Consider the following 16,526-nt stretch of genomic DNA (forward strand, 5'->3'; position numbering starts at 1 on the left):
GGACGGCCCCGCCAGGGAGCCGCCGCCGCGCCAGAGGGGGGCAGATCAGGCGTGGTTCAGTGTGCCGCTTCCTGGGGCGCGGCGAGGGGCCGGTCCAGCCCGCCATGCCCGTGCGGGGCGGTGCGGGTGCCGAGCTTGACCAGGATCGCCGCCACCGACAGCAGCCCACCGAACACGCTCACCGCCGGCCAGCCGCCGAAATCCCAGGCCAAGGTCGCCCCCGCCGAGCCGAAGGCGCCGCCGAGGAACATGGTGGTCATGAACAAGGTGTTGATCCGGCTGCGGGCTTCCGGGCGCAACGCAAACACGATGTGCTGGTTGGACACCAGGGCGCTCTGCATGCCGAAGTCGAGCAGCACGACGCCGACCACCAGCCCGGCCATCACGTCCCACAGGCCGAACACCAGCCACGACGCCAAGGTCGCGCCAGCACCGATGTAGATCACGAGGTGCGGTCCGCGCTTGTCCGCCAGACGCCCGGCGACCGGTGCCGCCAGGATGCCCACGGCCCCCAGGATGCCGAACAGACCCGCCACCTCCGGCCCGAGCCGGAACGCCGGAGCCTCCAGATGCAGCGCCAGGATGGTCCAGAACACGGTGAAGGAGGCGAACAGGGCCGCCTGCATCAGCGCCGCGCCCCGCAGGGCCGGCTCATCCCGCCACAGGGCACCCAGGGAGGCCAGCGAGCGGCCATAGCTGAGATTCTCATGCGGATGATTGCGGGGCAGGATGCGGGCCATGGTCGCCGCTGCGGCCAGTGCCAGCGGGATGCCCAGCCAGAACATGGCGCGCCAGCCGCCATGGGAGGCCATGAACCCCGCCAAGGTGCGGCTGAACAGGATGCCGCACAACAGGCCGGCGATGACGACACCCAGGGTGCGGCCGCGGCGTTCCGGGGCCGCAAGAGTTGCCGCGAACGGCACGATCTGCTGCGCCACCGTGGCGCTCGCGCCCACCAGGAGCGAGGCGGCAATCAGGATGGCCGCCGTCGGCGCCAAAGCGGCAATGGCGAGGGTTGCCGCCAGCACAATGAACTGCAGCACGATCAGGCGACGCCGGTCGGTGAGGTCGCCCAGGGGCACCAGCAGCAGCAGTCCCGCCGCATAGCCGAGCTGGGTGGCGGTGGGGATCAGGCCGATGCTGGCGGAGTTGGGGAACTCGCGCTCAATCACCCCCAGCATGGGCTGGTTGTAATAGATGTTGGCCACCGCAACGCCGGCGGCCATGGCCATCAACAGGGTCTTGACCGGGGACAGGCCCGGCTCGGGTGCGGGGGAGGAGTCGATCGGGGGCACGGCGCGAACTTTCTGGAAAAGTGAAGCTGCGCAGACTGTAGCGGCATATCGCTTTGGTCTGTAGACTGGCATTTGGATGAGCCAGTTAGTCGGAAAGTGTTATAATGGATACGGATGCCGTGGCCGTGCTGGTGGCCGCCGCCGCCACGGAGAGCCTGTCAGCTGCGGCGCGGCGGCTGGGCATCTTGCCCATGCTGGCCACGCGGCGCCTCGCGGCGCTCGAACAGGATCTCGGCGTGCGGCTGATGCATCGCACGACGCGCTCCATCTCGCTCACCCCCGAAGGCGAAGCCTTCCTGCCCTATGCCCAGGCCCTGCTGGAGAGCGAGGCGGCAGGGCGGGCGCAATTGCGCCCGGCCGAGGCCGGGGCATCGGGACTGCTGCGCGTGTCCGCGTCCATGGCCTTCGGACGCAAGGCCATCGCCCCCATCATTCCCGGCCTGTTGCGCGACAATCCCGATCTGCGCATCGAGCTGGAACTGCAAGATGTTCCCATCGACATGGTGGCCTCCGGCGTGGACCTGGCGATCCGCATTGCCCATTTGCGGGACAACGGGTTGATCGCGCACAAGCTGGCGGACAATCCGCGCGTGCTGTGCGCAGCGCCGGGCTATGTGCAGGCGCGCGGTGTCCCGTCCTCCATTGCCGACCTGGCGCATCACGACTGCCTGGCATTGACCGGCACCACCCACTGGACCTTCGAGGCCAAGGGGCGGCGGCGTCAGGTCCGCATCCATCCCCGCGTTGCCTCCAGCAGCATCGAGGGGTTGCATGAGGTGTGCCTCGGCGGCGGCGGGATCGTGCTGCTTTCCCTCTGGAACGTCCGGGACGATCTGGCGGCCGGGCGATTGGTTGCCCTGCCGTTGGTGGGCACCGCCCCGGAGGATCTCGCCATCTGGGCCGTCTATCCCACGCGGCGGCTGGTGCCGCCCAAGGTGCGGCTGTTCATCGCCGCTTTGGAGGCGCGGCTCGCCGTGCCCTGAACGGGTCAGGCCGGGTGGATCATGTCGCGGGCATAAGCGAGACCGATACCATAGCCCCCGCCATTGGCCTCGACGATGGCGCGGGCGCCGTCATAGGTCTCATGCCGGGTCCAATCCCGCTGCAGTTCCAGCAGCACCTGGAGCCAGGAGGTCATCACCGCCCCGGCCGCCGCCATGCGCCGCAGGGCCAGATCATGGCTGACGGGCGTGAGGCCGCCGCAGGCATCGCCGACCACATGAACCTCAAAGCCCTCCGCCAAAGCGGACAGGACCGTGAAGCTGACGCAGGCTTCGGTCAGAAGCCCGGATACCACCAGTTTGCGCCGCCCGGTGGCCAGCACGGCGGCGCGCACCGCGGCATCTTCCCACGCATTCATGTTGCGCCGATCCAGTACCTCAACGTCCGGAAGCGCCGCATGCACCGCCGGCATCAAGGGGCCGCTATAGACCTTGGTGGCCGAGGTGGAGGCCACCACCGGCAGCTTGAACACCTCGGCGGTGCGCGCGAGCGCGACGGTGTTGTTGAGCAGGGTCTGGCGATCCATGGAGCTGACGCCGAACGCCAGCCCCGCCTGCTGATCCACCAGCAGGAGCGCACAATCATCAGGTTGCAGGAGGGGGATGGAGGGTGTCACGGGCGAAGGCCTTTCGGACGATGGGGGACGGCCAACGGACCTTGCCCCCATGCAGGAAAATGGGCAGGTCCGGCGCCCTCACTGAGGACGCCAATGCCCATGGCCGTCACCCTATGGGGGCCCGCGTCGCGGGTCTTGAACGGATGGTTGCCGTTTGTTCAAATGGCATGACGTTTTCACGCTGCGGCGCGCGAACGCCTACGCGCCATTGCCGCCGGCCCTGTCGGCGGCGCGCAGGTCATGGCAACGTCAGTCGATGATGAGATCCGCCACGTCCGGATGGCGCGCGGTCCATGCCTGAAGGAAGGAGCAGGTCACCTTGGCCTTGCGGCCCGAGGTCCGGAGCTGGTCGAACACCCCCTTGGCCAATCGCGAGCCGATGCCCCGTCCGGACAGCGCGTCGGGCACCTCGGTGTGGACGAGATCGAGCCCGTCGCCGCTCTCGCGGTATTCGACCACGGCCAGATGCCCATCCACGTGCATCTCGAAGCGATGCTGGGCGGGGTTGTCGATCACGGTCTCGGCGGGGCCGGTCATTGTGCTCTCCGTTGCTGGGCGGTCAACGTCGGCAGGACGCCGGGGTTCCAGGTGTGGGGGCGCCGCGCGTTGGTCCACGGCTCGCGTGATGCAGGTGGCAAGCACCTGGGCGTCGAACGGCTTGTGCAGCAGGCAGACATGGGGACCGGCTTGCTGCGCCAGCCCGGACTCGGGCAAAGCGGTGATGAAGATGAAGGGAATGGTGCTGCCCTGGCTCAGCAGGGTCTGCTGCAGGGCGATGCCGGACATGTCCGGCATGTGGATGTCCGAGACGATGCAGGCGCTGCTCAAACTCTCGGGATCTGCCAGGAATTCCGCTGCGGAACCATATGTGCGGGCCTTGAAACCGAAGGAGCGGACCAGACTTCCAACGGCACGGCGCACCGGGGCTTCATCGTCGACGATCGCAATGATGGGCACTCTGCACACGGCCCCATTCTTCGGCCGCACCCTCAAACAGGGAACGACGCCCGCACAATGGCGTGATCATGGGCCGAATGGGCAAAGCATTGAATCATACACAGGTTTAGGTCGGCCCCGTCCCTACCGGTCATCCTGGCGCCATGACTGGTTCCCCCGGCCGTCAGGGGGCGGGGTCTTGGGCCTGGCTTGCCAGCGGCAACGCGAAATGGAACGCGGCCCCGGCGCCGGGAGCGGAGGTGACCCAGATCCGACCGTCATGGGCGTGGATGATCGAGCGGCTGATGGAAAGCCCCATGCCCATGCCCGAGGCTTTGGTCGAGAAGAAGGCGCTGAACAGCCGGTCCATGGCGTCTTCACTGACGCCGACGCCCGTATCCTGCACGGTGACGATGACGCCCTCGGCCGGGTCCTGCCGCAGACGAATGGTCAGTTCGCGGACGCTGGTCGTCGCCATCGCCTGGGCGCCATTGATCATCAGGTTGATGATGACCTGCTGCAACTGCACCCGATCGGCCAGCACCACGGCGGGGTGGGCGCCGAGATCCTGGGTCAGCCGGATCTGCTGCTCCAGCAACTGGCGGTTCACCAGTTCCACCGCTTCGGCGATCAGCGTTCGCACCTCCACCAACGTGTGTTCAGGCGCCGCCTTGGTGGCCAGCTTGCGCAGCCGGTTGACCACGTCCCCGGCGCGACGACCTTCGCCGATGAGTTCCACCAGGCATTCCCGCGCCTCTGCGAGATCGGGAACCGGCCGCTCGAGCCACCGCAGGCTGGCCTCGCCATTGGTGACGATGGCCGCGAGCGGTTGATTGACCTCATGGGCGATGGACGCGGTCAATTCCCCGAGGGTGATGACGCGTCCCACATGCGCCAGTTCCGCCCGCGCTTGTTCCAGCGCCTGCTCGGCGCGGATCCGGTCGGTAATGTCGAAGATGCTGACCAGCACATTCTCATGCGCCCCGTCCGTCACCGGAAAGGTTGCGGCCATGAGGATGGAGCGTCGCTCGCCATCAATGGTGCGGATCATGGTCTCATAGGAGAAGCTGGATTTTCCCTCGTAATAGGCCAACAGAAATTCGCGGAATGACGGCTCGGTCTCGGCAATGAAGATGTTTTGCAGCGAGGACATGAAATGCGGCTGGTCCCGGGCGCCCACCAATTTCATTGCCGCCTCGTTCACATCCACGATCCGCACCAGCGAGACGCAATGGCGCAGGAACTCCGGCGAAGCATCCATGTGCGCGCGGACATCCGTGATCCCCTGCTGCACCAAGGCATCCATCGCGCGGCGCACGTCGCTGAGATCCTCCTCCCAGATCGAGGCACCGGTGGATTGAAAGATGTTGCGATAGCGACGCTCGCTGTTCCGCAGGATCTGCGTTGAAATCCGATGGCGCACCGCGAGCCATGTGACGATGGCGATGGCCGAGAGGCTGATGAGGCAGCGCAGCAGGGCTTGCTGGCCAAGCGAGGGGCCGTGCGCCAGCAGATAGGCGAGGACGGTCAGTCCGGCGCAGCCCGCCGCGATCAGGATCAGAGCCCGGCGGTCGGCAAAGCTCGCGGATATCAGGATGACGACCACGTAGAGGACTGCCACCGCGACGCCCAGGGAGCCGGCGAGGTCCACCAGAAAAATCACCAGCGCAGTCAAGCCCGCCAGCACCGGCATGACCGGCCGCCGCCACGAAGGTTTGGCGCGGTGGCTATGGTCGGACCTTCTGGCTGCCTCCTTGGCCTGAACCCTAGACACCCACCGCCCTCCCACGCCGCTTCACGCGCACACGTCGAACATCTGCGTCAAGGTCGGCAGGCCGATCGGCGCCGACCATGTGGATTGAAAGGCCACTGGCAAAAGGTGAAAAGAGCAGATCCATACATATACGTTCGTATAGTCGAGACCAACCTAGAGCGGAGCAAGTCCAATCATCGTAGAGTAGAACCACATCCGCTCTCATTGCACCCTGGCCAGGAGTTGAACTGACGCTCGACAAGCGAACCTAACGGAGCGACACCATGAAAGCCATAGGCCGCGTTGAGACCCGCAAGCCCGACGCCGGTGGTGTCCAGATGTTGGTGCAGGAGCTCCTGGGCGCGGGCGGAAATGGCATGGCCGCCGACCGTGACGCCGACCGCGACTCTCTCGTCGGCGCCGTCCTCGCGCCTTCCTCGTCCGATTTCCCGCTCCGGCGCCAAGTGCCACCGTCCTTGCCCATGGCGCAAGTGGTCCGCGGCGGTCTGGCGCGGTGGCAGATCGGCCGCGTGTTGCACGCCATCCGGGAGGGCCTCGACGGACCGATCCGCCAGAAGGAACTCGCCGCAGCGGTGCAGTTGAGCCCGGGCTATTTCTCCCGCGCCTTCAAGCAAAGTTTTGGCATGCCGCCCCATGCTTATGTTATGCGATGCCGTATCGAGCGGGCGAAGGCGGCACTCCGGACCACCGCGACGCCGCTGTGTGAGATTGCTCTGGATTGTGGCCTCGCCGACCAGGCGCACCTCTCGCGCCTGTTCCGGCGCCTGACGGGCGAGACGCCCTGCGCATGGCGCCGACGCCACGGGGCGGGCGCACAGACCATGTGACTGTGCATGTGACTCTTGGCATGTGACTCGGCCGCGAGCCGCCGGCTGCTCCTCCGGTTCCGTGCTTCCCAAGCGGCCATGGCAAGGGGTAAGTCATGGGACTGCCCCTTCGCCACCGACCATCATCAACTCCGAGGTTCCCCATGGCCGATCTAGAGACTGCCCAAGACCTTGACGCGCATATTGCCGCCGTCCGCGCCAACATCCGCGATCTGACCGAGCAGGCGGCCGCCTATTCCGGCGCCGCCGATGAGAGCCGCAACGCCGATCGGATCGCCGAGCAGGAAGAGCTTCTGGCGCAGTTGCAGAAGCGCAGGGCGTTATTGCCCGAGTGAGTCCGCGCCGCGGGTGGTTGAACCGTCCGAAGGCCCGATGAAAATACGGACTGCGCTTGAACGCTTCCGGCGCGATCCCCCGGGAGCGTTTTTTTGATCCAGCCTGTGCATCGCGTGTCGGCGTCACGGATCCCGACCTGAGGTCCGCGTGACGGATGGTTGCGCGGCGCAAAACAGACTACCACTCGCTTTCACGACCATAGGGGTCAGGCGGGAGAAACCGGTGACACGTGTGGACGACAACGCGCCCCTCGTCCTGATCGTCGATGACGATCCGGCCATGCGGTCGGCGCTGGTGCGATTGCTGCGCTCCGTCGGCCTCGACACGATGGTCTATGACAGCGCGCAGGCGCTCCTCGCCGCCGCGTTGCCGGATACGGTGTGTTGCCTGATCAGCGATGTGCGCCTGCCGCAGATTGGCGGCTTCGAGCTTCAAGGCAAACTGGCGGCGATCGGCAACGCCATGCCGATCATCTTCATCACCGCACATGGCGACATCCCCATGTCGGTCAAGGCGATGAAAGCCGGCGCCATGGATTTCCTGGAAAAGCCGTTCCGAGATCAGACGTTGCTGGATGCTGTCGCCGCCGCTCTGGCGCGTGATCGTACCCGTCGGGCCGAAGCCGCGGCACGGACCGCCGCGCAGGCGCGATATGGCGGTCTGAGCGAGCGCGAGAAACAGGTCATGTCTCTGGTCGCGGCCGGATCGATGAACAAGCAGATCGCCGGCGACCTCGGACTGAGCGAGATTACCGTCAAGTTTCACCGAGCCAATGTGATGCGCAAGATGGGCGTGACCACGTTGCCCGATCTCGTCCGTCTTTGCGAAAAGCTCCCGCGCGACCGCCGCCCGACGCCCGGTGGGACGGACTGATCGCGCGGTCGGTCGTCCTGGTGGTGCGGCGCCTGGGGTTCGATCATTGTTTCACCCCCGGATGGGCGGGTGCTGCGCCGATCTCGGCCGTCACGACAGAATAGAGGATTGAGGTTTTTTGATACCTTCCGTGGTGGGTGGTCATACTTAGGTATGGGGCTGACTGAACCATGGGACGGTGCGCTAACCGGAGCGTCCGATGGAGAGCCTGAGCGGCTGACCATAACGTGACTCAACGTTTCGCACGGAGTTCCGTTTATGCTGACAGCAGCTCCCCATACCGCCGTTCCGCATGCATTGGGACCGCTGGGCAGTCGCGAGGCTAAGGCCTTGTTTGCCCATGCCCACGCGGCGATCGTCCACGACGTGGAGAGTGCGCGAGCCTATCTGTACCAGCTGGAGGCACTGCTGGCGGGCGCGGCGTCGGCGCCATCGGTTCGGGAGCCCCTGCCGCCAGTGAAACCCGCGTCGGTGCGGGGTGGCCTCCAGCCCTGGCAGGTCCGCCGGGTCGCGGCCCATGTGGAAGCACATCTGGGGCGGCCGATCCCCATTGGCGAACTCGCGACCCTTGCCAAGCTCAGCAACGGGTATTTCTCCCTGGCGTTCAAGGTGAGTTTCGGCGACTCCCCGCATAATTTCATCATGCGCAAGCGGGTCGAACGCGCCCAGGCCTTGATGATCGCCACCAGCGACACGCTGAGTGAGATTGCCTGCGATTGTGGCCTTGTGGACCAAGCCCATCTCACGCGGTTGTTCCGCAAGTTCGTGGGCGATACGCCCCTGGGGTGGCGTCGCAAATGGCGTCAGCGGGACTAAGCTTGGGTCAGCCAACCCGCGCGATCCATTCGGGCGCGCGTCAGTGCAAAGATCCCGCGAATCTTCCCCCTGCCAACGGCATCCGAGCGACGATCTCCCCGAGCCCCCGTCGGGGCTTTTCCCGTTGGGCCTGCTCGACGGAGCGGCACCGGCGACCCGCCCAATCCAGGCGCGGGTCGCCGGCCCTGGCGCTGCGCCGTCAGTCGGGGGCAGACGGGGTCAGCGCGTCGAGGAGGCTCTGCACATCGCGGGGGCCGTCGTAGCGCAGGCCGTTGATGAACAGCGTGGGGGTGCCATTCACCCCGCTTTCCACGCCGCTCTCGAAGTCCGCGCGAATCCTGGCGTCGAAGCGGCCCTCGAAGGCGGCGACCACCGTCGAGGGGTCGAGCCCCACATGGGCGCCGTAGCGGACCAGGTTCGGGGTCTCCAGCGCCGTCTGATTTTCGTACAGGATGTCGTGCGCCAGCCAGAAGCGGTCGATGGTGGCGGCGGCCTCGGCCAGTTCGGCGGCGCGGGCCGCGTGCGGATGGGACTCCGTCAAAGGGAAGTTGCGGAAGATGAAGCGCAGCCGCGGGCCCATGGCTTTCTGCACGGCCTTGATGACGGCATACGCTTCGCCGCAGTACGGGCACTCGTAGTCGCCATATTCTACCAGCGTCACCGGCGCGTCGGCGGGGCCCTGGGCATGGTCGGTTGGTCCGGGGGGCGGGGTCAGGCGGATCATATGTGGTCTCCGGTGCTTTGGGCGGTCAGGCCGGGGGGACGTCAAGCGGGGTCAGTGCGGCGCATGCATCGGCGCCGGGGACTGACGGCGACTTGCGAGAGGAAACGCCGTGGGCGCACGGCTCTGCCGCCGCAACCGTCGTGAGGCGGCGCACGCCAGTTCCCCGACGCCGCCGGGCTCCGTGCCCAGAGCCCGGCGTTGCACGGCGCGCCCCTGTGGGTTCGCGGGCTCAGTTGGCGGTGCGGGTGGCCTCGAACAGGAACCAGGTGCGACGCTCGGCCTCGTCGATCCACACCTCGATCAGGCTCGTGGTGGCAACGTCATTATAGTCTTCGCAGACCGCATGCGCCGCCCGCAGGTAGGCGGCCATTTGCTTGTTGTCGTCGGCCAGCTCCGCCAGCATGTCCTGCGCCGTCACGTAGTCGGCGTCATTGTCCAGGAGCCGCTGCAGGCGCTGGATGTGGCCGATGGAGCGCAGCGTGGTGCCCCCGACCTTGCGGGCACGCTCGGCGATGGCGTCGGTGGTGGCGAAGATCTGGTCGCCGTGGTCATCCAGCATCAGGTGGAAATCGCGAAAGTGCGGCCCGGACATGTGCCAGTGGAAGTTCTTGGTCTTGAGGTAAAGGGCGAACATATCCGCCAGGAGCGTCGTCAGCGCCGCGGCAATGTCGCGGGTGGCATCGGCACCGAGATCCGTGGGGGTGCGCAAAGGGGCGGTCTGGCGCACCTTGAGGGTGGTGGTGGTCATCTGGAATCTCCATCCAATTCGGGCCGACGTCTGGTCACCGCGCTGGGGCCGAGGCTATCGGGTCAGGATGTCTGCGCCGGATCAGTCCCTGGCGCGCCCTGACAAGATCCAACATAGAAAAGAGTGGGTTCCAAACGTATCAGATGCTCGAATGCCGAGCTCATACATGAGTGTGGGGCGATGAACACGCAAGGATGGGCAGAAATGCCGGCGGGAGTCCGCCGGCATCCGCCGATGCGGCCGGCACCGGCGGGGTGATAGGAAAGACCGCCGAGGCTATTTCCGATCGGTCGGCAGCCCCAAGGTTCCCGCCATGCGCACGAGATCGGCGAGCGATCTTGCGGCCATCTTGCGCATGACATTGCCCCGGTGGATCTTCACCGTGATCTCGCTCAGGCCGATCTCGGCGGCCACCTGCTTGTTCATCAAGCCTGAGGAGACCAGCGCCATCACTTCCTTCTCGCGCGCCGTGAGCGACTGATAGAGGGTCTCCACACTGGCATGCGCGCGATCGGTCTCGCGGCGCAGCCGGTCTTTCTCCAGTGAGGACGCCACCGCGTCGAGGATGTCCTGGTCGCGGAACGGCTTGGTGAGAAAGTCCGCGGCCCCGGCCTTCATGGCCCGGACCGACATGGGGATATCGCCATATCCGGTCATGAAGATGATCGGCATGGTATTGTCGGACTTGCCCAACTGATCCTGGAAGTCGAGCCCGCTGAGACCGGGCAGGCGGATGTCCAGCACCAGGCAGCGGGGCGCATCGGGGAGCTTGGCCTGGAGCATCTCAGCGGTGGAGGCGAAGAGTTCCACCCGCAGGCCGACCGAGCGGAACAGGCTTGAAAGCGACTCGCGGATCGAGGCGTCGTCATCCACGATGATCACGAACGGTTCGGCGCCGCCCGAGGGTGGAAGGCGCTGCGACGGGGGGGAGATCACGGCATCGACTCCTTGATGGCCGGAAGGCTGACCTGAAAGGTCATGCCATCCTCGGCGTTTCGCGTGGCGACAATTCGCCCGGTGTGGGCCTCGATGATCGAGCGGGAGATGGACAAGCCCATTCCCATGCCGTCGGGCTTGGTGCTGTAGAAGGCGTTGAAAAGCTGGGAGAGGCTCGCGGCGTCGACGCCGACGCCGCTATCGCAGACAGCGACCGTCACCATCGGTGCATCGGACGCGCTGGTTTCGATCCCGGACGAAATGGTAAGCTGACGCGACCCATCCGGCGTACCGTCCATCGCCTGTGCGGCGTTCAAAACCAGGTTGATGAGCACCTGCTGGAGCTGGATCCGGTCAGCAAGCACTGGCGGCAGGACCGGGGTCAGATCGAGGCGCAACTCCACCCGGTGATGGAACAGCTCCCGCTCCACCAGGGGCAAGGTCTCCTCAATGATGTCATTGATCCTGACCGGGGCCTGCTGTGGCTCTCCCCGGCGCGACATGGCCCGCAGGCGGGAGATCACGTCACTGGCCCGGCGACCATTGGCGATGATCCGTTCCACCGAGGACTGGGCCTCGTCGACGTCCGGCTCAGCGCGGCGCAGCCAGCGCAGGCAAGCTTCCCCATTGGTGACGATCGCCGCCAGAGGCTGGTTGACTTCATGCGCGATGGACGCGGTCAGTTCCCCCAAGGTGGTGAGCCGTGTCATGTGTGCCAGTTCCGCTTGCGTCTGATGCAGGGCATCCTCGGCCGCGCGACGGTCCTCAATGTCGGTATTGATACCGTACCAGCGAATGATCTGTCCGGTCTCGTCGCGCAGGGGGGTGCATTGCACCAGCATCCAGCGGTAGCTGCCATCTGCGTGGCGCATGCGCGCCGAGCTTTCGAATGGATGACCGCTCTCCAGCGCGCGGGCCCACATGTCCTTCAACTGCGGGCAGTCATCGGGATGGGCGACGGACCACCAGTCCGCCCCCAGATCGGCGGTGCGCCAGCCGGCGTCGGACCAGCGCGCGTTGACGAACAGCAAGGCGCCGGTGTGGGCGTCCGCGCTCCAGACCATGCCGGGAATGGCATCGACCACGCGCCGCAATTCTGCGCGCGCGAGCGCGAGCTTCTCCTCGGAGCGCTTGCGATCGCTGATGTCGGTGTTGGTCGCCATGGTGGCCACGGGCCGCCCGCGCTTGTCACGGAGCAGAGCCCAGCGGCTGGCGACGATGACAGGGGTTCCATCCTTGCGGGTGTGGCGCAACTCGCCATCCCAGCGGCCGGTCGTCTCCACCTGGGCGACAATGTCGTTCGGGTCGATGGGGAACACTGTCTTCAACAGCGACACGATATTCTGTCCCACCGCTTCGGCCCGCAACCAGCCGTAGAGCTCTTCAGCGCCGCGGCTCCAATAGATGATGGTATCGTTGGCGTTGCGGACCAGGATGGCATCGTGGGTGAGGTCGAGCAGAGCGGCCTGGCTCTTGAGCGAGGCATTGGAGACGTGGTTTCGCACCGACAGGAGGGTCGTGACCATGATCGCCGTGATGCCGACACCGCAGCGGATGATGGCCTCAAAGTTGTAGGCATCCCCATGCATGATGAAGAAGCTCAGCAGGCTGAGGCTGATGCAGGTGACGCCGGTGGCGATGATCCCATTTTGGCCGAGGCGGGTGGCGGCTATGAGCACGACCGCGACATAGAGAACGGCGATGGCCGTATCCAGCGGCGTCAGTGTGTCGACCAGAAAGATCGCGCCCGCCAGCAGCGCCGCCAAGGCGGGAAGCAGGAGGCCTCCCGAGCCGCCCGCGGCGTCCGCGGGCATGCGCGCGTCCAGAGTCCTGGCGTCCCATTGGCGACCCATCACGACGCAACCAACGATCCAAGGTGGTTGATCTGCCCGGGCAGGCTCTGCGCCCTGCCGGACGCCGCGCCCGTTCTGATACGCGGCGGGCGGTCCGTCGAGGAAGCACGGGCGGCCGATAGGAACGCGGTGGACATCGACTGCCTTGGCCTTCCATCACTGTCGAGCGGGAAGACTATCGACTGTGCACCCTCCGGGCTTGGATGAATGGGCGATCTTCCCTCGTTGCAGACTCTTAGCAGAGGCAGATGGCCATGGCCCCTATACGTAAGCATGGTCGGCAGCGGCCCCCGCCGGTGGCGGCAGGCGCGCGCTTGGGGCAGCCCGGGGGGAGTCGGGCGGGGCGAGATCGTCCGGCGGGATTCGCGCGATGCCGGATCATGAAACCGCCGTTGACTGCGGTTTCCGAAGCACAGGGTTGCCCGGGACGGGGAACCTTCCGGCCTATAGAAGGTTGTATTCTCGAAGGATTTTCGATCCAAACGTCTGTATAGTTCCGTCAATGCCGTCAATGGGGCATCATGGTCTCAACGGTGCGGGCCATTCCGATGGGTAACGCGAGGCCGAGCACGAGGACATGTCTGTGTCGCTGACTCCAACCATCAGCATTGTCGATGATGACGACTCGGTCCGGCTGGCAGTGAGCAGTCTGGTGCGGTCTCTGGGTTTCAAGGTCTCCACCTTCGCATCCGCCGAGGAGTTCCTGACCTCGGACGTCATGGAAGACACCTCCTGCCTCGTATCTGACATCCAGATGCCGGGCATGAGCGGGCTCGACCTGCAAAAGGTGCTGATTCAGCGCCAGTGCCGGATCCCGATCATTTTCATCACGGCCTTTCCCGAGGATGCGGTGCGGCGTCGTGCGGAGGCGGCCGGTGCCATCGGCTTTCTGAGCAAGCCGTTCGACGGCCAGGCCATGATCGAGTGCCTCACCGCCGCTCTGGAGCGCCCGCCGCACGCCTGAGATCCGCGCCTCCCGCGGCCTTGGCCCCGGAGGGTGACGGGGGCGACCTTCCCTTACGGAATATAAATGCAGGCAGCCCCGTCCGGTGGGGTTCCGGCGGGGGCTGCGGGGGCGAGATTGTCCTCAGGTGGGGTTGTGCATGAAGATCTGGGCGATGATGGCCGCGCCCAGGAAGGTGCCCGCATTGGCCATCAACGACACCACCACGATCCGCCAGCCGAGCTTGCGGAACACCGGAATGTCCTTGGCGATGGACAGGCCGGCAAACGCCAGCATGGGGGTGGTCAGGGCCAGGAAGTTGATCTTTCCGGTCATGGCGGCGATCTCGGCCGCATAAGGCATGGACGGATAGGTCAGCAGCATCGCGACGCCGGTGACCCAGACCACCGCCGGCACCACGCCGCGGGTCAGCGTGTAGATGGCCTGGCCGACGATGACCGTGCCGAGGATGATCGCCATGCCGGCGATGGACGCCCCGTCGATGGGGGTTTTGTAGCCCAGCAAATTGCCCACCAGGGCGGTGAAGCCGACCACGACCCAGATGCCGAGCAAGGCCGGCATGCCGAATGCCGCCTTGGCGTGGCCCTTGGGGGCAGCGGCGGTCACCGCCGGGGCGGGCGCCTCCGCGGTATCGATCGTGCGGCCGCGGCCGAGGATCGGCTCCAGCACGCCATAGGCCCAGATGGTGAAGGGCAGGGACAGGAACAGCGTGAAATAGGTGCCGATGGTGGTGGTGATGAGGTTGCTGGCGGCGGCGAAGGCGGCGATGTCCTTGGCCATAGCGGCCGGCTCCTGGGCGGCGATGGCGCCGGAGGCTGCGGCCATCATGCTGCCGGAACCGACGCCCGCGCCCATGGCCAGAGCCAGGGGATTGAAGATGCCCAGGCTCGCCACCAGGCCCGCGAAGATGGCGATGAAGACGGCGCCGAAGATGGTGCCGGTCATGTATTCCGCCAGCACGCCGCGGCCTTCCGGGCTGTCCATGCCGAACTTCTCGCCGATGATGGCGAGACTCGGCTCGCGGCCGACCGAGAAGGTGGCGCCGATGGCTTCGCGCTTGATGCCCAGCAAGAGGGCCACCGGCAGGCCGAAGATCATGGTGCCGAAGAAGTGGCCAAACTCTTGAAATACCAAGGCCCAGCCCGATTGCAGGATCTTCGGCAGCGAGCCGCCCACCAGCAGGCCGAGCTTGCCGACGAACAGCAACAGGGCCGGCTGGAGCACCAGCGCCGACAGGCCCTGGAGGGTGTCGTCGGCCTTCAGCGGGCCGGGGAGCCCCTTGCTGGCGATGCCCCACAGCGCGCCCAGCAGCAGCGCCCACAACAGCGGCAGGAGCACCACCTTGTAGGTGCCGCCCATGGGCACTGCCAGGGGACCGAACCATTCGGCGGCCACCACGATGACGAAGGCGAACAGGAACAGGCGCACGGCCAGTGCCGGACCGACGACGGAAGAGGGCCGTGCTACGGCCGGACTGGACGGGTTCATCACGAAGTTCCCCTATGTTGTTCTTGTCGTATGACAGTCTGTCGCAAGCGTTATTCACGCACTCCTGGCGCATAACCAAAGCCGACCACGGGCGCTGCCGCCGTCTCCACCCAGACGCTCTTCACCTGGGTATATTCATACAGCGCCTCGACCCCGCTGGAGCGGCCATGCCCGCTCAGGTTGAAGCCGCCGAAGGGCGAAGCCACGTTGATGGTCTTGTAGGAGTTGATCCAGAAGGTGCCCGCCTTCACCGCCGCCGCGACCCGGTGGGCGCGGCCGACATCCGCGGTCCACACCGCGCCGGCGAGGCCGAACTCGCTGTCATTGGCGATGGCGATGGCGTCTTCCTCGGTATCGAACGGGATCGCCGCCACCACCGGGCCGAACACCTCGGTGCGGGCGATGCCCATGGTGTTGGTCACGTCGCGCAGCACGGTGGGGGCGACGAAATAGCCCCCCTCCTTGGCCTGCCCATCGGTGCCGGTGACCAGATGCGCGCCTTCGCTGACGCCGGCCTTCACCTGGGCCAGCACATGGCCGTACTGCTTGGCATTGTTGATGGGGCCGATCTCGGTGTCCGGCGACAGCGGATCGCCCACCTTCAGCTTGGCGGCGCCGGTGGCCACCAGATCCACGAACCGGTCATAGACCGCGCGCTGCACCAGCAGGCGGGAGCCGGCGACGCAGCTCTGGCCGGCGCCGGAGAAGATGGCGGCCTGGGCCCCGGCGGCGGCCCGTTCCAGGTCGGCATCGGCGAACACGATATTGGCGGACTTGCCGCCCAGTTCCAGCACGCAGGGCAACAGGCGCTTGGCGGCGGCCTCGGCGATCAGGCGGCCGGTGGGCACCGAGCCCACGAACACCACCTTCTTCACCGCCGGCTGCGCCAAAGCAGCCTGCCCGGTGGTGTGGCCGAACCCGGCCAGCACATTGATCACGCCCTTGGGCAGGCCGGCCTGTTCCGCCAGCAGGGCCACCGCCAGCGAGGTCAGGGGGGTGAGTTCGGAGGGCTTGAGCAACACCGCATTGCCCATGGCGATGGCCGGGGCCACCTGCCAGCCGCAGGTGAAGATGGGGGCATTCCAGGGGGTGATCTGGAGCACCACGCCCATGGCTTCGCGGCGGGTATAGTTGAGGTGGGAGGAGGGGACCGGGATCACCTCGCCGTGGAACTTGTCGGCCCAGCCGGCATAATATTCGAACATCTCCCGCACCTTGGCCACTTCCACGCGGGTATCGCGGATCGGCTTGCCGGCATGCAGGGCTTCCAGATGCGCCAGCGGCTCGGCCTTGGCGGCGATGGCGGCGGCGATGGCCTGCAGGGTGCGGCCACGGGCG

Annotated in this window: 16 protein-coding genes; 6 read left to right on the forward strand and 10 right to left on the reverse strand. The window is 66.3% G+C overall.

All coding sequences use genetic code 11. The annotated features are described in order from the left end of the window. Positions 1–56: 56 nt before the first annotated feature. Positions 57–1,232, reverse strand: coding sequence for an MFS transporter (locus tag AAG816_RS26290; protein ID WP_341992691.1), 1,176 nt, complete (start codon positions 1,230–1,232; stop codon positions 57–59). 167 nt (positions 1,233–1,399) lie between these two features. Here AAG816_RS26290 and AAG816_RS26295 point away from each other — a divergent pair, with 167 nt between their 5' ends. After that, positions 1,400–2,278, forward strand: a complete 879-nt coding sequence (locus AAG816_RS26295) for a LysR family transcriptional regulator (protein WP_341992677.1) — start codon at positions 1,400–1,402, stop codon at positions 2,276–2,278. Positions 2,279–2,283: 5 nt separating this feature from the next. Here AAG816_RS26295 and AAG816_RS26300 read toward each other — a convergent pair whose 3' ends face one another. The 3 genes from AAG816_RS26300 to AAG816_RS26310 all read right to left on the reverse strand — a co-directional run bounded on the left by AAG816_RS26300 (position 2,284) and on the right by AAG816_RS26310 (position 5,542). Further along, positions 2,284–2,913 (reverse strand): hydrolase, encoded by a 630-nt coding sequence (locus tag AAG816_RS26300; protein WP_341992678.1) that lies wholly within the window; start codon positions 2,911–2,913, stop codon positions 2,284–2,286. A gap of 249 nt (positions 2,914–3,162) precedes the next feature. Then, complete coding sequence (locus tag AAG816_RS26305) at positions 3,163–3,870, reverse strand: N-acetyltransferase (protein ID WP_341992679.1); 708 nt, start codon at positions 3,868–3,870, stop codon at positions 3,163–3,165. Positions 3,871–4,033: 163 nt separating this feature from the next. Then, positions 4,034–5,542 (reverse strand): ATP-binding protein, encoded by a 1,509-nt coding sequence (locus tag AAG816_RS26310; protein ID WP_341992680.1) that lies wholly within the window; start codon positions 5,540–5,542, stop codon positions 4,034–4,036. A gap of 344 nt (positions 5,543–5,886) precedes the next feature. Between AAG816_RS26310 and AAG816_RS26315 the strand changes: the two genes are divergently transcribed. The 4 genes from AAG816_RS26315 to AAG816_RS26330 all read left to right on the forward strand — a co-directional run bounded on the left by AAG816_RS26315 (position 5,887) and on the right by AAG816_RS26330 (position 8,475). After that, a complete protein-coding gene (locus AAG816_RS26315) occupies positions 5,887–6,450 on the forward strand; it encodes an AraC family transcriptional regulator (RefSeq protein WP_341992681.1) in 564 nt (187 codons plus the stop codon). Positions 6,451–6,593: 143 nt separating this feature from the next. After that, positions 6,594–6,785 carry a hypothetical protein gene (locus tag AAG816_RS26320; protein ID WP_341992682.1) on the forward strand — a complete coding sequence of 64 codons (192 nt, stop codon included), beginning with the start codon at positions 6,594–6,596 and terminating at the stop codon, positions 6,783–6,785. A 223-nt stretch (positions 6,786–7,008) separates the two neighbouring features. Continuing rightward, positions 7,009–7,659, forward strand: coding sequence for a response regulator (locus AAG816_RS26325; protein WP_341992683.1), 651 nt, complete (start codon positions 7,009–7,011; stop codon positions 7,657–7,659). Positions 7,660–7,917: 258 nt separating this feature from the next. After that, complete coding sequence (locus AAG816_RS26330; protein ID WP_341992684.1) at positions 7,918–8,475, forward strand: AraC family transcriptional regulator; 558 nt, start codon at positions 7,918–7,920, stop codon at positions 8,473–8,475. Positions 8,476–8,674: 199 nt separating this feature from the next. Here the strand turns inward: AAG816_RS26330 and AAG816_RS26335 are convergent, their stop codons facing one another. The 4 genes from AAG816_RS26335 to AAG816_RS26350 form a co-directional block, all read right to left on the reverse strand. Continuing rightward, the gene (locus tag AAG816_RS26335; RefSeq protein WP_341992685.1) at positions 8,675–9,199 is read right to left on the reverse strand and encodes a thioredoxin domain-containing protein; all 525 of its coding nucleotides are present in this window, start codon (positions 9,197–9,199) and stop codon (positions 8,675–8,677) included. Between the two features lie 229 nt (positions 9,200–9,428). Further along, the gene (locus AAG816_RS26340) at positions 9,429–9,947 is read right to left on the reverse strand and encodes a DNA starvation/stationary phase protection protein (protein WP_341992686.1); all 519 of its coding nucleotides are present in this window, start codon (positions 9,945–9,947) and stop codon (positions 9,429–9,431) included. A 276-nt stretch (positions 9,948–10,223) separates the two neighbouring features. Continuing rightward, positions 10,224–10,880 carry a response regulator transcription factor gene (locus AAG816_RS26345; protein ID WP_341992692.1) on the reverse strand — a complete coding sequence of 219 codons (657 nt, stop codon included), beginning with the start codon at positions 10,878–10,880 and terminating at the stop codon, positions 10,224–10,226. Then, positions 10,880–12,649, reverse strand: a complete 1,770-nt coding sequence (locus AAG816_RS26350) for a PAS domain-containing protein (protein ID WP_341992687.1) — start codon at positions 12,647–12,649, stop codon at positions 10,880–10,882. The genes AAG816_RS26345 and AAG816_RS26350 overlap by 1 nt, the downstream gene beginning before the upstream one ends. Before the next feature lie 670 nt (positions 12,650–13,319). Here AAG816_RS26350 and AAG816_RS26355 point away from each other — a divergent pair. Then, positions 13,320–13,700 (forward strand): response regulator, encoded by a 381-nt coding sequence (locus AAG816_RS26355; protein ID WP_341992688.1) that lies wholly within the window; start codon positions 13,320–13,322, stop codon positions 13,698–13,700. A 123-nt stretch (positions 13,701–13,823) separates the two neighbouring features. Here AAG816_RS26355 and AAG816_RS26360 read toward each other — a convergent pair whose 3' ends face one another. Further along, entirely contained in the window at positions 13,824–15,188 is a 1,365-nt protein-coding gene (locus AAG816_RS26360) for a DUF3100 domain-containing protein (protein WP_341992689.1), read from the reverse strand. A 50-nt stretch (positions 15,189–15,238) separates the two neighbouring features. Further along, the coding region (locus AAG816_RS26365) for an aldehyde dehydrogenase family protein (RefSeq protein ID WP_341992690.1) at positions 15,239–16,526 on the reverse strand (1,288 nt) is incomplete at its 5' end.

Origin of the sequence: Azorhizobium sp. AG788 (assembly GCF_943371865.1) — a bacterium.
GTDB lineage: Bacteria > Pseudomonadota > Alphaproteobacteria > Rhizobiales > Xanthobacteraceae > Azorhizobium.

What these genes read in the sequence shown, in the direction of transcription:
- AAG816_RS26290 (WP_341992691.1), bottom strand. Translation starts at nt 1,232, where the DNA reads ATGGCCATGGCCGCCGGCGTTGCGGTGGCCAACATCTATTACAACCAG.
- AAG816_RS26295 (WP_341992677.1), top strand. Translation starts at nt 1,400, where the DNA reads ATGGATACGGATGCCGTGGCCGTGCTGGTGGCCGCCGCCGCCACGGAG.
- AAG816_RS26310 (WP_341992680.1), bottom strand. Translation starts at nt 5,542, where the DNA reads ATGCCGGTGCTGGCGGGCTTGACTGCGCTGGTGATTTTTCTGGTGGAC.
- AAG816_RS26315 (WP_341992681.1), top strand. Translation starts at nt 5,887, where the DNA reads ATGAAAGCCATAGGCCGCGTTGAGACCCGCAAGCCCGACGCCGGTGGT.
- AAG816_RS26320 (WP_341992682.1), top strand. Translation starts at nt 6,594, where the DNA reads ATGGCCGATCTAGAGACTGCCCAAGACCTTGACGCGCATATTGCCGCC.
- AAG816_RS26330 (WP_341992684.1), top strand. Translation starts at nt 7,918, where the DNA reads ATGCTGACAGCAGCTCCCCATACCGCCGTTCCGCATGCATTGGGACCG.
- AAG816_RS26335 (WP_341992685.1), bottom strand. Translation starts at nt 9,199, where the DNA reads ATGATCCGCCTGACCCCGCCCCCCGGACCAACCGACCATGCCCAGGGC.
- AAG816_RS26340 (WP_341992686.1), bottom strand. Translation starts at nt 9,947, where the DNA reads ATGACCACCACCACCCTCAAGGTGCGCCAGACCGCCCCTTTGCGCACC.
- AAG816_RS26360 (WP_341992689.1), bottom strand. Translation starts at nt 15,188, where the DNA reads ATGAACCCGTCCAGTCCGGCCGTAGCACGGCCCTCTTCCGTCGTCGGT.